This is a genomic window from Erwinia sp. AK-PDG3-5, from assembly GCF_056821705.1.
Genome location: NZ_CM165967.1, coordinates 2,195,346 through 2,216,427 on the forward strand (window position 1 = coordinate 2,195,346; position 21,082 = coordinate 2,216,427).

The window sequence follows — 21,082 nt, forward strand, 5'->3', positions numbered from 1 at the left end:
GGTTTCTCAGAAGCACTTGAAGTCACGATTACAGCAGGAAATCGTCCAGCTGCTTACCTTGTTCTTCGATAGCTTTTTTGATCACGGCTGGAGTACGACCCTGACCTGTCCAGGTTTTCGCTTCGCCATTTTCATCAGTATATTTGTATTTGGCCGGGCGGGCAGCGCGTTTTGCTTTGCCTGGTGCTTTAACAGCGGCCAGGGTGGACAGCAATTCGTTAGGATCGATGCCATCAGCAATCAGCATTTCGCGATACTGCTGCAGCTTGCGTGTGCGTTCCTGGTTTTCAGCCTGAGCATGGCTTTCTTCTTCGCGGCGCTCAGTAACAACAACTTCCAGTTTTTCCAGCATCTCTTCCAGCGTTTCCAGGGTACATTCTCTGGCTTGAGCACGCAGGGTACGAATGTTGTTCAAAATTTTAAGTGCTTCGCTCATTATATGAATCTCAAAAATTATAAAGGTGGGAGAATTGTTCTGCCCGATAATAATAGAGTGCGTAAATACGAACTGCAATAGTTAATTTTGTAAGGATTTCAGAATAAGGAAAATCCGCCAGCTGTCCCTGCTGTAATTAATCCGCATAAAAGGCGGGTTGCTAAAATAATGCCTGCTTTGTAATCGCTATCAGATGTTAGACAAAGCCCGACGGGCGTTAACGCGATGTATAATAAAATCATCCGGGTAAACCGCGGACTTTCTTTCAGGTTTACAGCAATATCTTTCAGGAAATTCCGCGAATATTAGCAGAGTCGATTTAGTCTTTTTATTCGTTTAATGCCTAAAAGTGACAAAGACTGGAAAAACTAAATCTGGAAAAAGAAGGGATATTTCAACAACATTGTCAGCACAATCTCCATTTTCTCAAGCCCGTCGCGTCACCGTTGCGTGATGATTAAACCCCTTTCGACCCTGGTGCCCTGTGGTACAATTCTGAGCATTCTTCGAAACATTCCTAAGGGAGCGAGCGCAAATGGCTCAGCTGTATTTCTACTATTCCGCGATGAACGCCGGCAAATCTACCGCCCTGTTGCAGTCGTCTTATAACTACCAGGAGCGGGGGATGCGGACTATTGTCTACACCGCCGAGATTGACAACCGATTCGGTTCGGGCAAGGTGAGTTCGAGAATAGGCCTGTCTTCACCCGCGAAATTGTATAATAACGAGTCGGCACTGTTTGATGAGATTAGCGCTCAGCATCTGCTGGAACCGGTTCACTGTGTGTTAGTCGATGAAAGCCAGTTTCTTACCCGTGAACAGGTAAAAGCCTTATCTGATGTAGTAGATAATCTGGATATACCTGTACTCTGTTATGGATTGCGTACAGATTTTCGCGGTGAATTATTTACCGGTAGCCAGTACTTATTAGCCTGGTCAGATAAGCTAGTTGAATTAAAAACCGTTTGTCACTGCGGAAGAAAAGCGGGAATGGTATTAAGGTTAGATCAACATGGCGCACCATATAAAGAAGGTGAGCAGGTTGTCATAGGCGGTAATGAGCGTTATGTCTCCGTCTGTAGAAAGCATTACAAAGCAGCGATAGAGCAGGGATGTTTACAGGCAGTACATGGTAAGCACGGGATTAAATAAAGACCGTCATTCAGCTTTTTTATGAGAAAACTAAGCCTGCATGTTATTTCAAAGGTTGATTAGTTTTTCTTACGAATTGCCCCAATAAAAAACCCGCCGGTTGGCGGGTTTTTTTTAAGCAACTTTTACTTTTTCACTTTCTTTTCGACTTTCTTAACCCCGACCGGTTGGGCTTCAATCGCTTCGGCGATGTTGGCAAACACTTCTTTGTACTCAACGCCGTAGAAAGTATCGAGCATGATTTGTTTTAGCTCAGCAATCAGCGGATAGCGTGGGTTAGCACCGGTACACTGGTCATCGAAGGCATCTTCAGCCAGCTTATCGACTTTCGCCAGGAAATCAGCTTCCTGCACGCCAGCCTCGCGGATTGATTTAGGGATACCCAGTTGCGCTTTCATCTCTTCCAGCCAGGCCAGCAGTTTCTCAATTTTCTGCGCCGTACGGTCACCAGGTGCGCTCAGACGCAGATGGTCAGCCACTTCGGCATAACGACGGCGAGCCTGCGGACGGTCGTACTGACTGAATGCTGTCTGTTTGGTTGGGTTATCGTTAGCGTTATAGCGGATAACGTTACAAATCAGCAGGGCGTTAGCCAGACCGTGTGGAATATGGAACTCTGAACCCAGTTTGTGGGCCATTGAGTGACAAACCCCAAGGAAGGCGTTGGCAAACGCGATACCGGCGATGGTGGCCGCGTTGTGCACTCGCTCACGGGCTACCGGATTTTTCGCACCGTCGTTGTAACTGGCCGGCAAGTTTTCCTGCAAAAGTTTCAGCGCTTGCAGCGCCTGACCATCGGAGTACTCATTCGCCAGCACAGACACATAGGCTTCCAGAGAGTGGGTTACCGCATCCAGACCGCCGAAGGCACAGAGTGACTTAGGCATGTTCATCACCAGGTTGGCATCGACAATTGCCATGTCCGGGGTCAGGGCATAGTCAGCCAGCGGGTATTTCTGGCCAGTTGCATCGTCGGTCACTACCGCAAATGGTGTCACTTCTGAACCGGTACCGGAGGTGGTAGTGATAGCTATCATTTTTGCTTTCACGCCCATTTTCGGGAATTTGTAGATGCGTTTACGGATATCCATAAAGCGCAGCGCCAGTTCTTCGAAGTGGGTTTCCGGATGTTCGTACATCACCCACATGATTTTCGCGGCGTCCATCGGTGAACCGCCGCCCAGGGCGATAATCACATCAGGTTTGAAGGAGTTCATCTGCTCAGCCCCTTTACGCACAATGCTCAGCGTTGGGTCTGCTTCTACTTCGAAGAACACTTCAGTTTCAATGCCGTGAGATTTCAGCACTGAAACTACCTGATCGGCGTAACCGTTGTTGAACAGATAGCGGTCAGTCACAATAAAGGCGCGTTTTGCTCCATCGGTCGCCACTTCTTCAAGAGCGATAGGCAATGAGCCGCGACGGAAGTAGATAGACTTAGGAAGTTTATGCCACAACATATTCTCTGCTCGCTTAGCCACGGTTTTCTTGTTGATCAGATGTTTAGGTCCGACGTTTTCAGAAATGGAGTTACCACCCCAGGAACCACAGCCCAGCGTCAGAGACGGCGCCAGTTTAAAGTTGTACAGGTCACCGATACCACCCTGTGAAGCCGGGGTGTTAATCAGGATACGTGCGGTCTTCATTTTGTCGCCGAAGTAGTTAACGCGCTCACGCTCGTTATCCTGGTCGGTGTACAGACAAGAGGTGTGACCGATACCGCCCATGGCCACCAATTTTTCCGCTTTGCTTACCGCATCTTGGAAATCTTTCGCACGGTACATGGCAAGGGTAGGGGAAAGTTTTTCATGGGCGAACGGCTCGGATTCATCAACAAGTTGCACTTCGCCAATCAGAATCTTGGTACTTGGAGGCACGTTGATACCGGCCATCTCGGCAATTTTCACCGCTGGCTGGCCTACGATAGCGGCATTCAGCCCACCATTTTTCAGGATGATATCCTGCACGGCTTTTAAATCGCTGCCCTGCAGCATGTAGCCGCCGTGGCTGGCGAAACGCTCGCGTACTGCGTCATAAGCGGAATCGACCACGATGACTGACTGCTCAGACGCACAGATTACGCCGTTATCGAAGGTTTTAGACATCAGGATAGATGCCACAGCACGCTTGATATCTGCCGTTTCATCGATAACCACCGGAGTATTACCTGCACCCACACCAATTGCTGGTTTACCGGAGCTGTAGGCCGCTTTAACCATGCCTGGACCACCGGTCGCAAGGATCAGGTTAATCTCCGGATGGTGCATCAGCTGGTTGGACAGCTCAACAGACGGGGCATCGATCCAGCCGATGATATCTTTTGGCGCGCCGGCGGCGATAGCAGCCTGCAGCACGATATCGGCCGCTTTATTGGTCGCGTCCTTTGCTCTTGGATGGGGTGAGAAGATGATGCCGTTACGGGTTTTGAGGCTGATCAGCGCTTTGAAGATAGCGGTAGAGGTTGGGTTAGTCGTTGGCACGATACCGCAGATCAGGCCGATAGGTTCAGCGATAGTGATGGTGCCGAAGGTCTCATCAGTACCGAGGATACCGCAGGTTTTTTCGTCTTTGTAAGCGTTATAGATGTATTCGGAAGCGAAATGATTTTTGATAACTTTGTCTTCAACGATCCCCATACCGGATTCTGCAACGGCCATTTTAGCCAGTGGAATGCGTGCATCTGCTGCAGCCAACGCTGCGGCACGGAAAATTTTGTCGACCTGCTCTTGAGTGAAGTTGGCGTATTCGCGCTGTGCTTTTTTAACACGTTCAACAAGTGCGTTAAGTTCAGCAACATTAGTAACGGCCATAATGCATCTCCTGATGGAAGTTAAACTCTATTAGTAAACAAGTCAGAATCAGGAAGTATAGTCATGCGTTGTTAATGTGTTGTGATCTCGCTGTGACTAACTTGAATTCCTGCTAAAAAGTTCTACAGGTTTACTGAAAGAGTCTGCACCTGACTTTTCTCACCACGACCAGGGCATCGACTTACCACTCCATTTGGTGATTCAAAGCTTACTCACTTAGAGGTAAGCCAATTTTGATTTAGATCATCTTTACCTCAAGCTGACACCTTTCAGCAGCAACAATTACCGCTTTTGGGGGGCTTAGGTATGATTAAGTGTCGTTACGATTTGCGCGGCAGATCTTTAGAACCTTACGTAGCCTTAAAGGCAGTGAAAATCACTGATAAATGCGCGTTAATCCAGATGAAAATTCGAAGTAATGCCATGGCAAACCCAAGGGTTTTCCCGTACATTAGCCGCCAGTAAATTGGCCCTATCAGGAGCATCGCGTGAATCCGGCACTTTTAGACCTTTCCGGCTATATCAAATTTTTTGTTGGGCTGTTTGCTCTGGTGAATCCGGTGGGGATCATTCCGGTGTTTATCAGCATGACCAGCTATCAGGTTGCAGCGGCCCGAAATAAAACCAATCTGACCGCCAACGTATCGGTGGCGATTATCCTCTGGACCTCGCTGTTTCTCGGTGATGGCATCCTGCATATCTTTGGCATCTCTATCGATTCCTTCCGTATTGCCGGCGGGATCCTGGTGGTGACTATTGCCATGTCGATGATCAGCGGGAAACTGGGTGAAGATAAGCAGAACAAACAAGAAAAATCAGAGTCCGCGATCAGAGAAAGTATTGGCGTGGTTCCGCTGGCGTTGCCTTTAATGGCTGGGCCGGGTGCGATCAGCTCAACCATCGTCTGGAGTACCCGCTATCACAGCTGGCAAAACCTGTTGGGATTCAGCGTGGCAATTGCGCTGTTTGCATTCTGCTGCTGGCTGTTATTCAGAGCTGCCCCTCTGATGGTCAGAGTGCTGGGGCAGACGGGTATAAACGTCATCACCCGTATTATGGGCCTGTTGCTGATGGCATTAGGTATTGAGTTTGTAGTCACCGGATTGCGGGCTTTATTCCCGGGATTAGTCACGTAAATAAACCCGCACTGAAAAACCCCTTGTAAAGCGCATAATCTGCGCTTTTTTTTTGATTGCAACAAAATGAAGCACCAATTCAGTGCAAATGGGTCTTTTTAAGCACTGTGTTAGTGCAATTATTCATTTCGCTTAACTTGTCTTTGCGGTTATTAATGTAATTACTGCAAACGTCTGCAACTCCCTCATCCAGCAATGCTTATTGATGAATTGTTATTTTTTTAACACTGTATATTGCAGTGTCAGTAGCGCATTACCAGATTTATATTCTGCAAAAAACCTTCAACGCGATATCTAAAGCTAAAAACAGCGCTTAGTGAAGAAATTAGATTAAATATTGCACTATGACGCCAGTCGAAGTGGGTGTTTTATAGGCGTTATTGCACTTAACTATCTATTTATCATTAGGTTATGTGTTAATTTCACTTGTTAAATAACATTTCATCTTATTAATTAGTTGTGATAAAAGAGAATTAGGTAACATTTTTGTCATTTTGCTTTGGCGTAAAAATCAGCGTTCTGATAGTTTTCGAATGCTTTGTTTAAAACTGGCATCGGATGTGCAATTGACTACCACTTTTTTCCGATTTAGCTGCCGATCCACGAACACAGGTTATCAACGCTTAATGAAATGCATTCCGTCATCCCGTCAGCATCTGAGTCAGGCCGTTATCTTGAGTTTGGCTATCGGTACCGGCAGCGCAATGGCCGCTTCTATACCCGCAGGCATTAACCTGGCCGCACAGCAGACCATGGTGATTAACAACGGCACGGAAGTGTCTTCCCTGGATCCGCAAAAAGTTGAGGGTGTGCCGGAAAGCAACATCATTCTGAACCTGCTGGAAGGTCTGACAACCACTGACAACAACGGGCATGTGGTTCCGGGCGTGGCGGAAAGCTGGCAAAGCAAGCAGGGGAAAGTCTGGACGTTCACCCTGCGTGCCGACGCAAAGTGGAGCAATGGTGAGCCTGTCACCGCCGCTGATTTTGTCTACAGCTGGCAGCGTCTGGTCGATCCAAAAACGGCTTCGCCTTATGCCAGCTACCTGCAATATGCCCATATTGAAAATATCGATGACATCCTGGCGGGGAAGAAACCGGCCAGTGAGCTGGGCGTGAAGGCGCTGGACGATCGCCATCTTCAGGTGACCCTGAGCGAACCCGTTCCTTATTTTATCGCCCTTACCGCGCATACCTCGCTGAAACCGGTCTATCGCAAGGCGATAGAGCAGTGGGGCGAGCAGTGGACACTGCCGGGCCACTATGTTGGTAACGGCGCCTATACATTAGGTGAGTGGGTGATTAACGAGAAGATCGTGGTCAAGCGCAACCCGCAGTATTGGAACAATGCCAAATCGGTGATTGAAACTGCCACCTTCCTGCCAATTGCGTCAGAGTCCGGCGACGTTAACCGCTATCGTAGCGGTGAAATCGACATGACCAACAGCGCTTTACCGCCGGATTTATTCCCAACCCTGAAGAAAACACTGGGCACGCAGGTGCGCATCAGTCCGCTGCTGTGCACCTTTTATTATGAGCTGAACAACAAACGCGCGCCGTTTAACGATCCCCGGGTACGTACCGCGGTGAAGTTGACGCTCGACCGCAGCATTATCACCGACAAAATTATGGGCCAGGGACAGATCCCGGCCGGTGGCTTCACGCCGCCGTTCATTGATGGTGCTGAATTAACCCAGCCAGACTGGATGAAGCTGACTGAGCAACAGCGTAACGAGCAGGCCAAAAAACTGTTGGCGGAAGCCGGTTACAGCAGCGCGAAACCACTGACCTTCAGCCTGCTTTACAACACCTCTGATGTGAATAAAAAGCAGGCCATTGCCGCTGCATCAATGTGGAGTAAAAACCTGGGGGCAAAAGTCTCGCTGGATAATCAGGAATGGAAAACCATGCTCGATACCCGTCATCAGGGGAATTTCGACGTGGCGCGTGCAACCTGGTGCTCGGATTACAACGAACCCTCGACTTTCCTCAACGCCATGTTAAGCAACTCTTCCAGCAATACGGCGTTTTATAAAAGCGACAAATTCGATGCGCTGATCGCGAAGTCACTAACCGTTTCTGATAGTGAGCGGCCGGCCGTTTATCAGCAGGCTGAACAGCAACTCGATCGCGATTCGGTTATCGTGCCGGTTTATTACCGCGTCAGCGCCCGCTTGGTAAAACCCTGGGTTGGCGGATTTACCGGTAAAGATCCTCAGGATCTGACCGACGTGAAGTATTTTTACATCGTTAAGCATTGAGATTGGGCGAAACGTTTTCGACCGATCGCAAAGAAAGAAACAGGCAGGGTAAAGCACCATCACCAGGCGGATCCTCGTTCCGGTTCGCCAGGCAAATAACCCGATGACGGGGGTAGCTGATGATTATTCAGACCACATTAGCAATGATAAAAACTGGAGTAGGTAACTCATGACCAACATCACGAAAAAAAGCCTGATTGCTCTTGGCATTATGACTGCGCTGGCAGGCAATCTGGCTATGGCTGCTACGGTGCCTGCGGGCGTCGATTTAGCGGCAAAACAGGAGCTGGTAAAGGGCAATGGCGATGAAGTTCAGTCCCTTGATCCACACAAAATTGAAGGTGTGCCTGAATCCAACGTCAGCCGTGACCTGCTTGAAGGTCTGGTGATCAGTGATACTCAGGGGCATCCAATCCCTGGCGTGGCAGAAAGCTGGGAAAACAAAGACGGCAAAGTCTGGACGTTCCATCTGCGTAAGAATGCAAAATGGTCCAACGGTGAGCCTGTCACCGCACAGGACTTCGTTTACAGCTGGCAGCGCCTGGCCGATCCTAAAACCGCGTCGCCCTATGCCAGCTACCTGCAATACGGTCATCTGGAAAACATCGATGACATCATCGCCGGCAAGAAAAGCCCTGATACGCTGGGCGTGAAGGCGCTGGATGCCAACACCTTGCAGGTGACGCTGAGCGAAGCGGTTCCTTACTTCTTCAAATTGCTGATCCACCCATCCATGTCTCCTGTCTATAAGCCCGCCGTGGACAAATTCGGTGAGAAGTGGACCCAGCCGGAAAACTGGGTCGGTAACGGCGCGTTCAAATTACAGGCGCACGTGATCAACGAACGTATCGTGGTCGTGCGTAATCCGGACTACTGGGACAACGCCAATACCAAACTGGACAAAGTGACTTTCCTGCCAATTTCGTCTGAGGTCAGCGACGTTAACCGCTACTTCAGTAACGATGGCAGCGACATGACTTACAACAACATGCCAATCGAGTTGTTCAAAAAACTGCAGCGCGATAACCCGAAAGAGCTGCATGTTGATCCGTACCTGTGTACTTACTACTACGAAATCAACAACCAGAAAGCACCATTCACTGACCCTCGCGTTCGTGAAGCGCTGAAGCTGGGCCTGGACCGCGACATCATGGTTAACAAGGTGCTGGCACAGGGTCAGCTGCCGGCCTACAGCTACACGCCGCCAGCGACCGACGGTGCCAACCTGACCAAGCCAGAGTGGTTCAGCTGGTCTCAGGACAAACGTAATGCCGAAGCGAAAAAACTGCTGGCGGAAGCGGGCTACACTGCCGACAAGCCACTGACCTTCGAGCTGCTGTATAACACCTCCGATCTGCACAAAAAGCTGGCGATTGCCGCCTCGTCGATCTGGAAGAAAAACCTGGGTGTGAACATCAAGCTGAACAACCAGGAGTGGAAAACCTTCCTGGATACGCGTCACCAGGGCAACTTTGACGTTTCCCGTGCCGCATGGTGCGCGGACTACAACGAACCTAGCTCGTTCCTGAACACCATGATCTCTGACAGCAGCTCCAACACGGCTCACTATAAGTCAGCTGCATTCGATAAAGTAATGGCCGATTCGGCGAAAGCCAGTGATGAGAAAAGCCGTAGCGACCTGTACGCCAAAGCCGAGCAAATCCTTGATAAAGACTCAGCCATCGTCCCGGTCTACTACTACGTGAACGCCCGTCTGGTGAAAACCTACGTCGGTGGCTACACCGGTAAAGATGCGCTGGACAACGTGTACGACAAAAATCTGTATATCATCAAGCATTAATCGCAACAATTTGGGGGAAGGGCGACCTTCCCCCAGCGTGTATATTTTAAGCAGTGCTGAGGCACAAGCCAGCAGGTACGGGCAATGGTAAAATTCATCTTTCGTCGTTTTCTGGAAGCGATTCCGACGTTACTTATTCTGATTACTATCTCCTTCTTTATGATGCGCTTAGCACCGGGAAGTCCTTTTACCGGTGAACGCACGCTGTCGCCTGAGGTGATGGCTAATATCGAAGCCAAATACCATCTGAACGATCCTATCTGGAAACAGTACACCAACTATCTGGTGCAGCTGGCCCACGGTGATTTCGGTCCTTCGTTCAAATACAAAGACTATTCGGTTAACTATCTGGTCGGCCATGCGTTCCCAGTCTCCGCAAAACTGGGACTGGCTGCATTTCTTCTCGCCGTGATCCTCGGGGTAGCTGCTGGCGTCATCGCCGCATTAAAGCAGAACACCAAGTGGGACTTTGTGGTGATGGGGGTGGCAATGACCGGCGTGGTGATACCCAGCTTCGTCGTTGCGCCGTTGCTGGTTCTGATCTTCGCGATAGCGTTGAAATGGCTGCCAGGCGGTGGCTGGAACGGCGGCGAGGTCAAATATATGATCCTGCCGATGGTCGCTCTGTCACTGGCCTATATCGCCAGCATCGCGCGTATTACCCGCGGTTCAATGATTGAGGTTCTGCACTCTAACTTTATCCGTACGGCACGCGCCAAAGGGTTACCGATGCGCCGCATCGTGCTGCGCCATGCGCTGAAACCCGCCATGCTGCCGGTGCTCTCGTACCTCGGCCCGGCCTTTGTCGGCATCATCACCGGTTCGATGGTGATTGAAACCATTTATGGTCTGCCGGGTATTGGCCAGCTGTTTGTGAATGGCGCATTAAACCGCGACTACTCGCTGGTGCTGAGCCTGACCATTCTGGTGGGTGTGCTGACCATTCTGTTCAATGCGATTGTTGACGTGCTGTATGCCGTTATCGATCCGAAAATTCGTTATTAATCGCGGAGCTCGCCATGATGTTGAGTAAGAAAAAGAGCGAAGCTCTCGAAGCCTTCAGCGAAAAGCTGGAAATAGAAGGCCGTAGCCTGTGGCAGGATGCGCGTCGACGCTTTATCCATAACCGTGCCGCATTAGCCAGCCTGGTCGTGCTGTTGTTGATTGCCCTGTTTGTCATCTTTGCGCCGATGTTATCGTCCTTTACCTATGACGATACCGACTGGGGCATGATGTCAGCTGCGCCAGATATGGTGTCAAAACACTATTTCGGCACCGATTCATCGGGTCGCGATCTGCTGGTACGTGTGGCGATTGGCGGACGTATCTCGCTGATGGTGGGGATTGCCTCTGCGCTGGTGGCCGTGCTCGTCGGCACGCTGTACGGTTCGTTGGCAGGCTATCTGGGCGGTAAAACGGACTCAGTAATGATGCGCCTGCTGGAAATCCTTAACTCCTTCCCGTTCATGTTCTTCGTGATCCTGTTGGTGACCTTCTTCGGCCGCAATATTCTGCTGATTTTCGTCGCTATCGGCCTGGTTTCCTGGCTGGATATGGCGCGTATTGTGCGAGGCCAAACTCTGAGCTTGAAGCGCAAAGAGTTTATCGAAGCTGCTCACGTTGGCGGTGTCTCTACCTTCAGCATCGTACTGCGTCACATCGTGCCGAACGTACTGGGCGTGGTGGTGGTGTACGCCTCGCTGCTGGTGCCGAGCATGATCCTGTTTGAGTCCTTCCTGAGCTTCCTTGGACTGGGCACCCAGGAGCCGCTGAGTAGCTGGGGTGCACTGTTGAGCGACGGGGCGAACTCCATGGAAGTCTCGCCATGGCTGCTGATGTTCCCGGCCGGCTTCCTGGTGGTGACGCTGTTCTGTTTCAACTTTATCGGCGATGGCCTGCGTGATGCCCTCGACCCGAAAGATCGTTAAGGAGTTTCCCGATGAGCGTAATTGAAATGCAGCCAGCAATGGCAAAAAAAGCGGGAACCGACCTTCTGCTGGACGTAAAAGATCTGCGCGTCACCTTTGGTACGCCAGACGGTGATGTCACTGCCGTGAACGATTTAAACTTCAATCTGCGTGCCGGTGAAACCTTGGGCATCGTGGGTGAGTCCGGTTCCGGAAAATCACAGACGGCCTTTGCCCTGATGGGGCTGTTGGCGAACAACGGTCGTATTGGCGGCTCTGCGCTGTTTAATGGCAATGAAATCCTCAATCTGCCAGAGAATAAGCTGAACAGACTGCGTGCCGAGCAGATTGCGATGATCTTCCAGGACCCGATGACCTCACTGAACCCGTATATGAAGGTCGGTGAACAGCTGATGGAAGTGCTGAAGCTGCACAAGGGCATGAACAGTGCTCAGGCCTTCGAAGAGTCAGTGCGGATGCTGGATGCGGTGAAAATGCCGGAAGCGCGCAAGCGAATGAAGATGTATCCACATGAATTCTCCGGCGGCATGCGCCAGCGCGTAATGATTGCCATGGCGCTGCTGTGCAAGCCGAAGCTGCTGATCGCAGATGAGCCGACCACCGCGCTGGATGTGACGGTGCAGGCGCAAATCATGACGCTGCTGAACGATCTGAAGCGCGAATTCAATACCGCCATCATTATGATCACCCACGATCTGGGCGTCGTCGCCGGGATCTGTGACCGCGTGCTGGTGATGTATGCCGGAAGAACGATGGAATATGGCACCGCGCGTGACGTGTTCTATCAGCCAACGCATCCTTACTCGATTGGTTTACTGAATGCGGTGCCCCGTCTGGATGCAGAGGAAGGTGACTCATTAGTGACCATCTCCGGTAATCCACCAAACCTGCTGCGTTTACCAAAAGGCTGTCCGTTCCAGCCTCGTTGCCAACATGCGATGGAAATCTGTTCCACCGCGCCGCCGCTGGAGCCATTTGGTGAAGGACGCCTGCGTGCCTGCTTTAAACCCGTGGAGGAGCTGGTATGAGCGCGGTAGCCGAAAAGAAAGTTCTGTTAGAAATTGCCGATCTCAAAGTCCATTTTGATATCAAAGACGGTAAGCAGTGGTTCTGGCAACCATCAAAAACCCTGAAAGCCGTTGATGGTGTCAGCCTGCGCCTGTACGAAGGTGAGACGTTAGGCGTGGTCGGGGAATCAGGTTGCGGCAAGTCGACGCTGGCTCGCGCCATCATCGGACTTGTCAAGGCTACCGAAGGGCGCGTTGCCTGGCTGGGTCGCGATCTGCTGGGGCAGAGTGAAGAAGAGTGGCGCAGAGCGCGCAGCGATATCCAGATGATTTTCCAGGATCCGCTGGCTTCACTGAATCCACGTATGAACATTGGCGATATTATCGCTGAGCCATTACGCACCTATCATCCTAAAATGCCGCGCCAGGAAGTGAAGGAGCGGGTAAAAACGATGATGATGAAGGTGGGCCTGCTGCCTAACCTGATAAACCGTTATCCCCATGAATTCTCCGGCGGCCAGTGTCAGCGAATCGGTATTGCCCGTGCGTTAATCCTCGAGCCAAAACTGATCATCTGTGATGAACCGGTTTCTGCGCTGGACGTGTCGATTCAGGCGCAGGTGGTCAATCTGTTGCAGAAACTGCAGCGTGAAATGGGCCTGTCACTGATCTTCATCGCGCATGACCTGGCGGTGGTGAAGCATATTTCCGACCGCGTACTGGTGATGTATCTGGGCCATGCGGTGGAGTTGGGCACCTATAAAGAGGTGTATCAGAATCCACAGCATCCTTACACCAGAGCCTTGATGTCAGCCGTGCCGATCCCCGATCCGGACCTGGAAAAAAACAAGGTGATTCAGCTTCTGGAAGGGGAACTGCCTTCGCCAATCAATCCGCCGTCAGGTTGCGTATTCAGAACGCGCTGCCCGATTGCCGGACCGGAATGCGCGATAACCCGTCCGTTGTTGGAGGGGAGTTTCCATCATGCGGTGTCCTGTCTGAAGGTAGATCCGCTGTAAGCCAAACGAAAAAGGCCGGGCAATTTACCCGGCCTTTTAACTGTCTGCGCAGAAAAACTTATTCACGCCACAGGATATGGCACAGCTTGTTGTCTTTCTCACGGCACAGCAGCACGCGGGCAAAGACATCATTAATCGGCTCGCCATCAGCATCGCCCAGACCAATCACCACTTCACAGAAGAAGTCCGGGTTCAGATCATAATCCACATGCTCAGACCAGTCTTCTGAAGGATCGAAGAGTTCGGCGCCGCCGCGCTCCTCAAACTGAAGATTAAACAAAATGATATCGGCTGGATCAAGATTATCACCCGCCAGCTCCAGGAAAATATCGTAGGCCTGTTCAAGGGTTTCATCTTCGGTAAGGCGGTTATTTAAATCCATAACATTTCCCATAATGCCCCTGCGGGCGCTGTGCAATTCCGCTCGTTTTACAGCAACGGACTAAAGAAGTAAAACAGTCGTTCAACAATACGCTGCCAGTAGGCACGTCTTGACCAACGCTTTTCATCAACCAGCCGCGATCGGGCGATATAATCGTCCTGTACGCGGGCCAGATCGCCTCCAAAACCATCATCGTCAATCACCATGGTGATTTCAAAATTCAGCCACAGACTGCGCATATCGAGATTCACCGTACCCACCAGACTGAGCTGACCATCGACCAGCACGCTCTTGGTATGCAACAAACCGTCTTCGAACTGGTAAATCTTCACGCCAGCGGCCAGCAGTTCGGCAAAAAAGGCCCGGCTCGCCCAGCCAACCAGCAATGAATCGTTGTGGCGCGGCACAATAATGCTGACATCGACGCCGCGCAGGGCGGCGGTGCAGATGGCATGTAGCAAATCATCGCTGGGTACAAAGTAGGGCGTGGTCATAATCAGCTGCTCACGGGCGGCATACACCGCGGTCAGCAACGCCTGATGGATCAGGTCTTCCGGGAAGCCGGGCCCGGACGCGATCACCTGGATGGTATGACCGCTTTCCTCTTCAAACGGCATGATGTTGCCGTCGGGCGGTGGCGGCAAAATGCGTTTACCGGTCTCAATCTCCCAGTCACAGGAATAGATGATGCCCATGGCGGTGGCAATGGGGCCTTCCATACGGGCCATCAAATCGATCCACTGACCTACGCCGGCATCCTGCTTGAAGTAACGCGGATCGACCAGGTTCATACTGCCGGTATACGCGATGTAATTATCAATCAGCACGATTTTACGGTGCTGACGCAGATCCATGCGGCGTAAAAACACGCGCCACAGGCTCACCTTAAGTGACTCCACCACATCCACACCGGCATTGCGCATCATAGCCGCCCACGGGCTACGGAAGAACTGCACGCTACCGGCTGAATCCAGCATCAGGCGGCAATGCACGCCACGACGCGCTGCGGCCATCAGACATTCTGCAACTTCATCGGCCAGACCGCCAGGCTGCCAGATATAGAACACCATCTCGATATTATGGCGTGCCAACTGGATATCACGCACTAAGGCCTTAAGCGTTTCATCGGTAGACGTGAGCAGCTGCAGCTGATTGCCTTTCACGCCGGCAATGCCCTGACGATTTTCACACAGCTGGAACAGGGAACGCGCCACATCGCTGTTTTCATGCGAGAAAATGTGGTGACAGGACTTCAAATCAGTCAGCCACCGCGCGGTTGACGGCCACATGGTGCGGGCGCGCTCGGCGCGGCGTTTTCCCAGATGCAGCTCTCCGAACGACAGATAGGCGATGATCCCCACAAGCGGCAGAATATAAATAATCAGTAGCCAGGCCATGGCGGACGGTACGGCGCGGCGCTTCATCAGGATGCGTAGCGTAACCCCGGCGATCAGCAGCCAGTAGCCAAATACCAGCAGCCAGCTGAGTACTGAATAAAATGTCGTCATGTAAGTGGAAATCCTGTTCACGCTTGAATAGAGGGAGTTTACGTGTTGATGACAGCAGGCGAAACCTTTTCCTTTTTAAAGTCATCGGACCTGGCGGGCATTAAGAAAGGTCTATAATGCCGCGCGAGTTTTTCAAGCGAAGAGGGCACGATGAGACGGAGTAGGAATGAAGTTGCACGCTGGCGCATGTCACGGCAGATTCAGCGGCGCAGAGCACGCTGGCTGGAAGGGCAATCCCGCAGATATGGTCGGATGCATCTCATCCGCCACCAGGTGAGCCAGCAACAACGCCGGTCTATTCTTTTCATAACCCAGATCCCTTGAGGTAATTTGCCAGGACGATCGCTTTTCAGGTGATGGACCCGGCAAACACCAGGCAAGTAATTAAAATAGGCGTTTGAAGGCTTCAACTCGGTGATAAGGGGTGACGAGCAGGTGTTTAGCTGTTAGGATGTTGTCTCTTAAGCAAAAAAAAGTAGGTTACTATCTCTAAGTTAAAATACCAATGCCCATCATGTTGCGGCAGCCAGTTTCGTTTCTCCATGCACAATGTCACCAGCAAGAATCCCCACGGCGCACTCTGCATCTTCTGCAAATCCATAATGACAGTGAGTTACTCTTTATTGCCTGTCTCATAATGCAGAACAGATAATGCGTGCCGACCATCGCTGAGCAGTACCATCAAATCAGCTCCGCGATGTCATTCTTATTTTTTAATCTGTGATAACTCCTCCTCGTTCATTACGCCAGCGCCCATAAAGAGCTTGATTCGTTTTACTCAATGAGTGCCGAACGCAAGCAAGATAGAAGAAAAACCGATATGGAGCAGGGCGTGATCATAGGCATTAATTATGTAAGTAATGATACCTATTCTCATCATAGAAATGGCCTGTATAATAGCTGCGGCATTTTTTCGAAACTGAAGTTCCTGGGAATGTGGAGAGTTTGATGAGTAAAATGCAGCCCGGAGGGTTGGCGATGATTATTTCAGCCAATGTTTCAGAAAACATAGGTAAAATTGTCGAACTAATCAATTTTTTAGGCCCAAGTAAAAGCGATGTCAGTGGTGAGGTCGCTCCCGCCTGGTACGTTAAGTGTGAATCAGGACTTCTAACGACGGAAGGGAAAAATATTATGCGTGCGGGCATTTTTAGCCGTCGTTTAATGCCCCTCAGTGGCCAGGACAAACTTCATACGCATATCCGACAAGTGGAGAGGGTGAATGGCTGAAGGCACCGAGTTGTTGAAGCCGAAGAAATGCACATGTGGCTCCACCACGTTTACACCCTGGCAAAAGCCTCCATTCCTGTTGCTCGCTCAAATGTGCCCTCCAACCCGCAAACCCACCCAGCCATTTTCAAATGTCAATTGTTAGCCGTTTTCAGTGCCCGTTACTTATGTGCCGGCTGACGATATAAACGTGAATATGAAATGAGGAGCCAGAAAACGTTGGGTACTTAACTGTGTACCGATGGGATTTTCTGGCTCCATTCAGTCATCACAACAGATTGAAAATCATGAGTAATCCGCGTGATTAAAACACGCGTTTGAAAGGCTTCACCGCAACCTGCTTATACACGCCTGCGGCGATATAAGGGTCATCCTGCGCCCAGGACTGCGCCTCTTCCAGTGACGGGAACTCAGCAATAACCGTTGAGCCGCTAAAGCCCGCTTTGCCTGGCTCGTTACTGTCCACCACTGGCATTGGGCCAGCCACAATTAGCCGACCTTCATCCTGCAATAGTTGCAGACGCGCAAGGTGAGCAGGGCGTACAGCGGTACGCTTCTCGAGAGAATCAGCATTGTCTTCCGCGTAAATTACATAGAGCACGTTTACAACTCCTGTCAGGTCAATATCGTCGGCACTCACGTTAAGTGATCGTTAACCAATCTGCAAACTAAAGCGCACTCTGGCTTGATTAGGCGCAGCTCAGGGCGTTTTTCTTGTTAAATCGCCGCGGTAAAGCCGAGAGGTTGTTGAAACTGATTGCTATTTGCATTTACAATTGCGCTTCAACACTAACAGCAGAAATATTATGACGACGCTTGCAGAACATTCTTTACCCCGCCGTATTTCACTGCCGACGCTGTTCTCATTAGGACTGCATGCCGCGGTGATTGGGGGGATCCTTTATGCTTCTTTTCACCAGGTTGTTGAAGTGCCCAAAGCGTCTCAGCCGATTAGCGTCTCCATGGTCGCACCTGAAGTGCAGCCGGAACCTCAGCCTGCACCGCAACCCGCGCCTGAGCCAGTCGCAGAGCCCGAGCCAGAACCGGTGCCTGAACCTGCACCAGAACCGCCGAAGCCTGAGCCGGTGCCAATCCCTAAACCGGTGCCGAAGCCCAAGCCTAAACCGGTGAAGAAGGAAGTGGTAAAACCGAAGAAAGAGGTTAAGCCGCACACTGAACCGCGTCAGGCTTCGCCGTTCAACAATGAGAAGACGGCGGTTGCGCCTAAGCCTTCAACGGCGCCTAAAACATCACCAGCGCCATCCACAGCGGTTTCTACCGGGCCTAAGGCTCTGAGCGTTGGTAAGCCCGCCTATCCCGCACGTGCCTTTGCACTGCGGATGGAAGGCCGTGTGCGAGTGCAGTTCGACGTAGACAGTTCGGGTGAGGTGGGTAACATTCGCATTCTGTCGGCTGAGCCGCGCAATATGTTTGAGCGTGAAGTGAAGCAGGCGATGAAGAAATGGCGTTATGAAGCCAACAAGCCGGGCAAAGACATGACCATGAATATCGTATTCAAGATCAACGGTGGCAGCAGCATCGAATAGAAAAAGGCGGGTAGCCCCGCCTTTTTATTGTCCGATCAACAGGTAAACCTGATAACGTTAACCCTGCTCAACGTAGCTGAAGTTACTTTTCCCTTCAGGCAGCGGGCGCGATTTCCCGGCACCATCAACGGCAACATAGACAAATACCGCTTCAGTGGTGCAGTAGCGCTGACCAATGGGTTCAGAAGAGACCTTCTTGATCCACACTTCAATATTGATGGTGATCGAGCTGGTGCCGGTGCGGATGCAACGTGCGTGACAGCTCACCACATCGCCAACGGCAACCGGCTTCAGAAAGGTCATGCCATCGGCCCGCACGGTCACCACGCGACCACCGGCAATCTCTTTCGCCAGGATCGCACCACCCATATCCATTTGTGACATCAGCCAGCCACCAAAGATATCGCCATTGGCGTTGGTATCTGCAGGCATGGCTAGCGTACGCAGCACCATCTCGCCCTGCGGCACTCTGTTGTTGTCATCATTCATTGTCAGGCTTCTCAGTAAAAAAGGGCAAAAAGCCCGGACGATTGCCGGGCTCTGTAATTATTTTTCTTCCTGTGGCATCAGACGATAAATATACAGACCGCTGATGACGGTAAAGAGCAGGGTGAGTCCGGTCAGACCGAACACTTTAAAATTAACCCAAAACTCCTGAGATAACCAAAACGCCACGTAGATATTTGCCAGACCGCAGGCGAAGAAGAAAATTGCCCAGGCAATATTCAGTTTTTTCCAGGCGAAAGACGGCAGGGTCAGCTCTTTACCTAACATGCTCTGGATCAACGGCTGCTTCATCCAGAACTGGCTGAACAGCAATGCAACGGCAAACAACGTGTAGATCACGGTCACTTTCCACTTGATGAACTCATCGTTATGGAACACCAGCGTCAGGGTGCCAAACACGGCAACCAGCACGAATGTGATAATGGTCATTTTTTCCAGCTTGCGATACAGCACCCAACTGATGACTAACGTCAGCGCGGTAGCGGCGATTAATGCGCCTGAGGCGACAAAAATATCGTACAGCTTATAGAAGATGAAAAAGACCACGAGTGGAAGGAAATCGAGTAACTGCTTCATAAAGGCTTCCGGATACCAGGCTTAAAAATTACGTAGCGACTGCGAGCCCTGAAGCTCGCAGCGGCCGTTAACGTAATAGCATATACAGGCGATAGAGGTAAATGATCAGTATCGCTGAGACAAGGTTGCTGAGCGCGTTCAGTAACACCGAGGCGACATTGGCCGGCAGGATGGTCAATGAAGAGGCGAGAAACAGCACCACAACTTTAGCCAGCAGCCAGACGGCAATCGCCGGAGCGACCACCTTCATCTGACTCCACACCAGACGGGTACTGGTCCGCATGGCGGCAAAGATACCGACCTTCTCTGTTGACAGGATCACCGGTGCCAGCGACAGCACCACGGCCAGAATCAACCCGGGTACAACCAGCGCCATAAACCCAAGCTGAATAATCAGCGTCATCAGGAACACCAGCAGCAGCAAGCGTGGCAGCGTCGGTGCAGAGGCACCAATCGCACGCAGTGCACTGACGCGCTGGCCGGCTGACACCATCGGCAGCAGGCTGAGCATACCGCCGAGCAGCAGAGTATTGCCAACCAGCGAGGCAAAGGTGCCCGCCGCAGAGGCTTTCAGCAGGACGCGTTGCTGATCGGGCGACATATTCTGCACCATTTCGATCAGGCTCATGCCAGAACCATTGTCACCGTCGGTCAGGATCGATAACTGATCGGCGCCAGGCGTGAGCGCATGACCAATCAGCACGGTAATAAACGAGGTGAGCAGTGCCATCAGAATGATGGTAACCAGTTGATGGCGGAAAAAATTCCCCGTGTCACGGTATAACGAACCTGCCGTGAATGACATGTAGACTCCTTGAACAGCCGATTATTGCGATCCGGCGATTGTACATGGTCTGCGGGCAACCTGGCACCCTGACTTACATAACTTTCGATTAAAGAAGGTATTAGCGGTCAGAAAAGCGCATTTTTCAACGCACTTCTACTTTCTGTGATTTGCCCCCCAGAGGGGAAAGACCAGCGACACAGTGTTGAATAAAGCCAGAAAATTGATCTAAATCAACTCTATGTTTTTTAAGGACTTTGAAAGAATTGATTTGGGTGATCTTTGCAAAAATTAACGTAAAACTGTCGCCAATAAAAACAACGATTGCGCGAAAGCGTATTTTTTGCAAAGGAGTGGATATGAAAGTGAAAGCGTTGGTTCTGGCGGTGGTGGCATTACTGCCCGTGGCGGCTTCTGCTCATCAGGCCGGGGATTTCTTTATGCGAGCAGGCTCTGCCACGGTTCGACCTACCGGTGGATCGGATAACGTGCTTGGCCTCGGTGAATTCGACGTCAGTAATAATACCCAGCTTGGGTTGACGTTTACCTATATGGCTACCGACAACATTGGTATTGAACTGCTTGGCGCGACGCCGTTCCGCCATAAGGTCGGCCTGGGTGCTACCGGTACGCTGGCTACCGTTCATCAGCTGCCGCCAACGCTGATGGCACAATGGTATTTCATGGGCAATACCAGCAAAATACAGCCGTATATGGGCATCGGTGTCAACTACACCCTGTTCTATGATAACGATTTCAACCAGACAGGACGTGACGCAGGATTGAGTAATCTGAGCGTGAAAAACTCGTGGGGACTCGCCGGTCAGGTAGGGCTGGATTATCAGCTGACCCCGGAGTGGATGCTGAATGCGTCAGTGTGGTACATGGATATCGACACTAAAGTCGGCTTTGATTCCCCTGCAGGCCATCAGAGCATCGATACGCGCATCAACCCGGTGGTGTTCTTCTTCGGTGCGGGTTACCGTTTCTAATCTGC

General features: G+C 51.1%; 21 protein-coding genes. 13 read left to right on the forward strand and 8 right to left on the reverse strand.

Features of this window, described 5'->3' with window-relative positions:
* Positions 1–28: 28 nt before the first annotated feature.
* Positions 29–436 (reverse strand): histone-like nucleoid-structuring protein H-NS, encoded by a 408-nt coding sequence (hns, locus tag AC1UKS_RS10130; protein WP_482436719.1) that lies wholly within the window; start codon positions 434–436, stop codon positions 29–31.
* Between the two features lie 535 nt (positions 437–971).
* Here hns and tdk point away from each other — a divergent pair.
* Positions 972–1,589, forward strand: a complete 618-nt coding sequence (gene tdk, locus AC1UKS_RS10135; protein WP_482436721.1) for a thymidine kinase — start codon at positions 972–974, stop codon at positions 1,587–1,589.
* A gap of 125 nt (positions 1,590–1,714) precedes the next feature.
* Here tdk and adhE read toward each other — a convergent pair whose 3' ends face one another.
* Complete coding sequence (gene adhE / locus AC1UKS_RS10140) at positions 1,715–4,399, reverse strand: bifunctional acetaldehyde-CoA/alcohol dehydrogenase (RefSeq protein WP_482436722.1); 2,685 nt, start codon at positions 4,397–4,399, stop codon at positions 1,715–1,717.
* Between the two features lie 488 nt (positions 4,400–4,887).
* Here adhE and AC1UKS_RS10145 point away from each other — a divergent pair, with 488 nt between their 5' ends.
* From AC1UKS_RS10145 to oppF, 7 genes are all read left to right on the forward strand, one after another.
* Positions 4,888–5,535, forward strand: coding sequence for a YchE family NAAT transporter (locus tag AC1UKS_RS10145; protein WP_013202418.1), 648 nt, complete (start codon positions 4,888–4,890; stop codon positions 5,533–5,535).
* A 626-nt stretch (positions 5,536–6,161) separates the two neighbouring features.
* A complete protein-coding gene (locus tag AC1UKS_RS10150) occupies positions 6,162–7,796 on the forward strand; it encodes an ABC transporter substrate-binding protein (protein ID WP_482436723.1) in 1,635 nt (544 codons plus the stop codon).
* A gap of 169 nt (positions 7,797–7,965) precedes the next feature.
* The gene (gene oppA, locus AC1UKS_RS10155; RefSeq protein WP_013202416.1) at positions 7,966–9,597 is read left to right on the forward strand and encodes an oligopeptide ABC transporter substrate-binding protein OppA; all 1,632 of its coding nucleotides are present in this window, start codon (positions 7,966–7,968) and stop codon (positions 9,595–9,597) included.
* Positions 9,598–9,681: 84 nt separating this feature from the next.
* Complete coding sequence (gene oppB, locus AC1UKS_RS10160; protein WP_013202415.1) at positions 9,682–10,602, forward strand: oligopeptide ABC transporter permease OppB; 921 nt, start codon at positions 9,682–9,684, stop codon at positions 10,600–10,602.
* Between the two features lie 14 nt (positions 10,603–10,616).
* Positions 10,617–11,525, forward strand: coding sequence for an oligopeptide ABC transporter permease OppC (gene oppC / locus AC1UKS_RS10165; protein ID WP_053142822.1), 909 nt, complete (start codon positions 10,617–10,619; stop codon positions 11,523–11,525).
* Between the two features lie 11 nt (positions 11,526–11,536).
* Positions 11,537–12,553 (forward strand): ABC transporter ATP-binding protein, encoded by a 1,017-nt coding sequence (gene oppD / locus AC1UKS_RS10170; protein ID WP_013202413.1) that lies wholly within the window; start codon positions 11,537–11,539, stop codon positions 12,551–12,553.
* Complete coding sequence (gene oppF, locus AC1UKS_RS10175) at positions 12,550–13,551, forward strand: murein tripeptide/oligopeptide ABC transporter ATP binding protein OppF (RefSeq protein ID WP_134824269.1); 1,002 nt, start codon at positions 12,550–12,552, stop codon at positions 13,549–13,551. Before oppD ends, oppF begins: the two co-directional genes overlap by 4 nt.
* Before the next feature lie 58 nt (positions 13,552–13,609).
* On the opposite strand, the gene AC1UKS_RS10180 is transcribed toward oppF, so the two are convergent.
* Complete coding sequence (locus tag AC1UKS_RS10180) at positions 13,610–13,933, reverse strand: HI1450 family dsDNA-mimic protein (protein WP_041692021.1); 324 nt, start codon at positions 13,931–13,933, stop codon at positions 13,610–13,612.
* Positions 13,934–13,980: 47 nt separating this feature from the next.
* A complete protein-coding gene (gene cls / locus AC1UKS_RS10185) occupies positions 13,981–15,441 on the reverse strand; it encodes a cardiolipin synthase (RefSeq protein ID WP_482436725.1) in 1,461 nt (486 codons plus the stop codon).
* A 150-nt stretch (positions 15,442–15,591) separates the two neighbouring features.
* Between cls and AC1UKS_RS10190 the strand changes: the two genes are divergently transcribed.
* The 3 genes from AC1UKS_RS10190 to AC1UKS_RS10200 all read left to right on the forward strand — a co-directional run bounded on the left by AC1UKS_RS10190 (position 15,592) and on the right by AC1UKS_RS10200 (position 16,671).
* Positions 15,592–15,765: a YciY family protein gene (locus tag AC1UKS_RS10190; protein ID WP_134824267.1), complete on the forward strand. Its 174-nt coding sequence runs from the start codon at positions 15,592–15,594 to the stop codon at positions 15,763–15,765.
* Positions 15,766–15,983: 218 nt separating this feature from the next.
* A complete protein-coding gene (gene ymcF / locus AC1UKS_RS10195; protein ID WP_422387916.1) occupies positions 15,984–16,079 on the forward strand; it encodes a cold shock small protein YmcF in 96 nt (31 codons plus the stop codon).
* Positions 16,080–16,389: 310 nt separating this feature from the next.
* Positions 16,390–16,671, forward strand: a complete 282-nt coding sequence (locus tag AC1UKS_RS10200) for a hypothetical protein (protein WP_482436726.1) — start codon at positions 16,390–16,392, stop codon at positions 16,669–16,671.
* 304 nt (positions 16,672–16,975) lie between these two features.
* Here the strand turns inward: AC1UKS_RS10200 and AC1UKS_RS10205 are convergent, their stop codons facing one another.
* Positions 16,976–17,272, reverse strand: coding sequence for a YciI family protein (locus tag AC1UKS_RS10205; RefSeq protein ID WP_013202408.1), 297 nt, complete (start codon positions 17,270–17,272; stop codon positions 16,976–16,978).
* Positions 17,273–17,477: 205 nt separating this feature from the next.
* On the opposite strand from AC1UKS_RS10205, the gene tonB reads away from it, so the two are divergent.
* A complete protein-coding gene (gene tonB, locus AC1UKS_RS10210; protein WP_013202407.1) occupies positions 17,478–18,218 on the forward strand; it encodes a TonB system transport protein TonB in 741 nt (246 codons plus the stop codon).
* A gap of 57 nt (positions 18,219–18,275) precedes the next feature.
* On the opposite strand, the gene yciA is transcribed toward tonB, so the two are convergent.
* The 3 genes from yciA to AC1UKS_RS10225 form a co-directional block, all read right to left on the reverse strand.
* On the reverse strand, positions 18,276–18,707 hold the full coding sequence (yciA, locus tag AC1UKS_RS10215; protein ID WP_013202406.1) for an acyl-CoA thioester hydrolase YciA: 432 nt from the start codon (positions 18,705–18,707) through the stop codon (positions 18,276–18,278).
* Positions 18,708–18,764: 57 nt separating this feature from the next.
* Positions 18,765–19,301 (reverse strand): septation protein A, encoded by a 537-nt coding sequence (locus AC1UKS_RS10220; RefSeq protein ID WP_053142832.1) that lies wholly within the window; start codon positions 19,299–19,301, stop codon positions 18,765–18,767.
* Between the two features lie 67 nt (positions 19,302–19,368).
* The gene (locus tag AC1UKS_RS10225; RefSeq protein ID WP_053142834.1) at positions 19,369–20,106 is read right to left on the reverse strand and encodes a YciC family protein; all 738 of its coding nucleotides are present in this window, start codon (positions 20,104–20,106) and stop codon (positions 19,369–19,371) included.
* A gap of 338 nt (positions 20,107–20,444) precedes the next feature.
* On the opposite strand from AC1UKS_RS10225, the gene ompW reads away from it, so the two are divergent.
* Positions 20,445–21,077 carry an outer membrane protein OmpW gene (ompW, locus tag AC1UKS_RS10230; RefSeq protein ID WP_482436728.1) on the forward strand — a complete coding sequence of 211 codons (633 nt, stop codon included), beginning with the start codon at positions 20,445–20,447 and terminating at the stop codon, positions 21,075–21,077.
* Positions 21,078–21,082 lie beyond the last annotated feature (5 nt).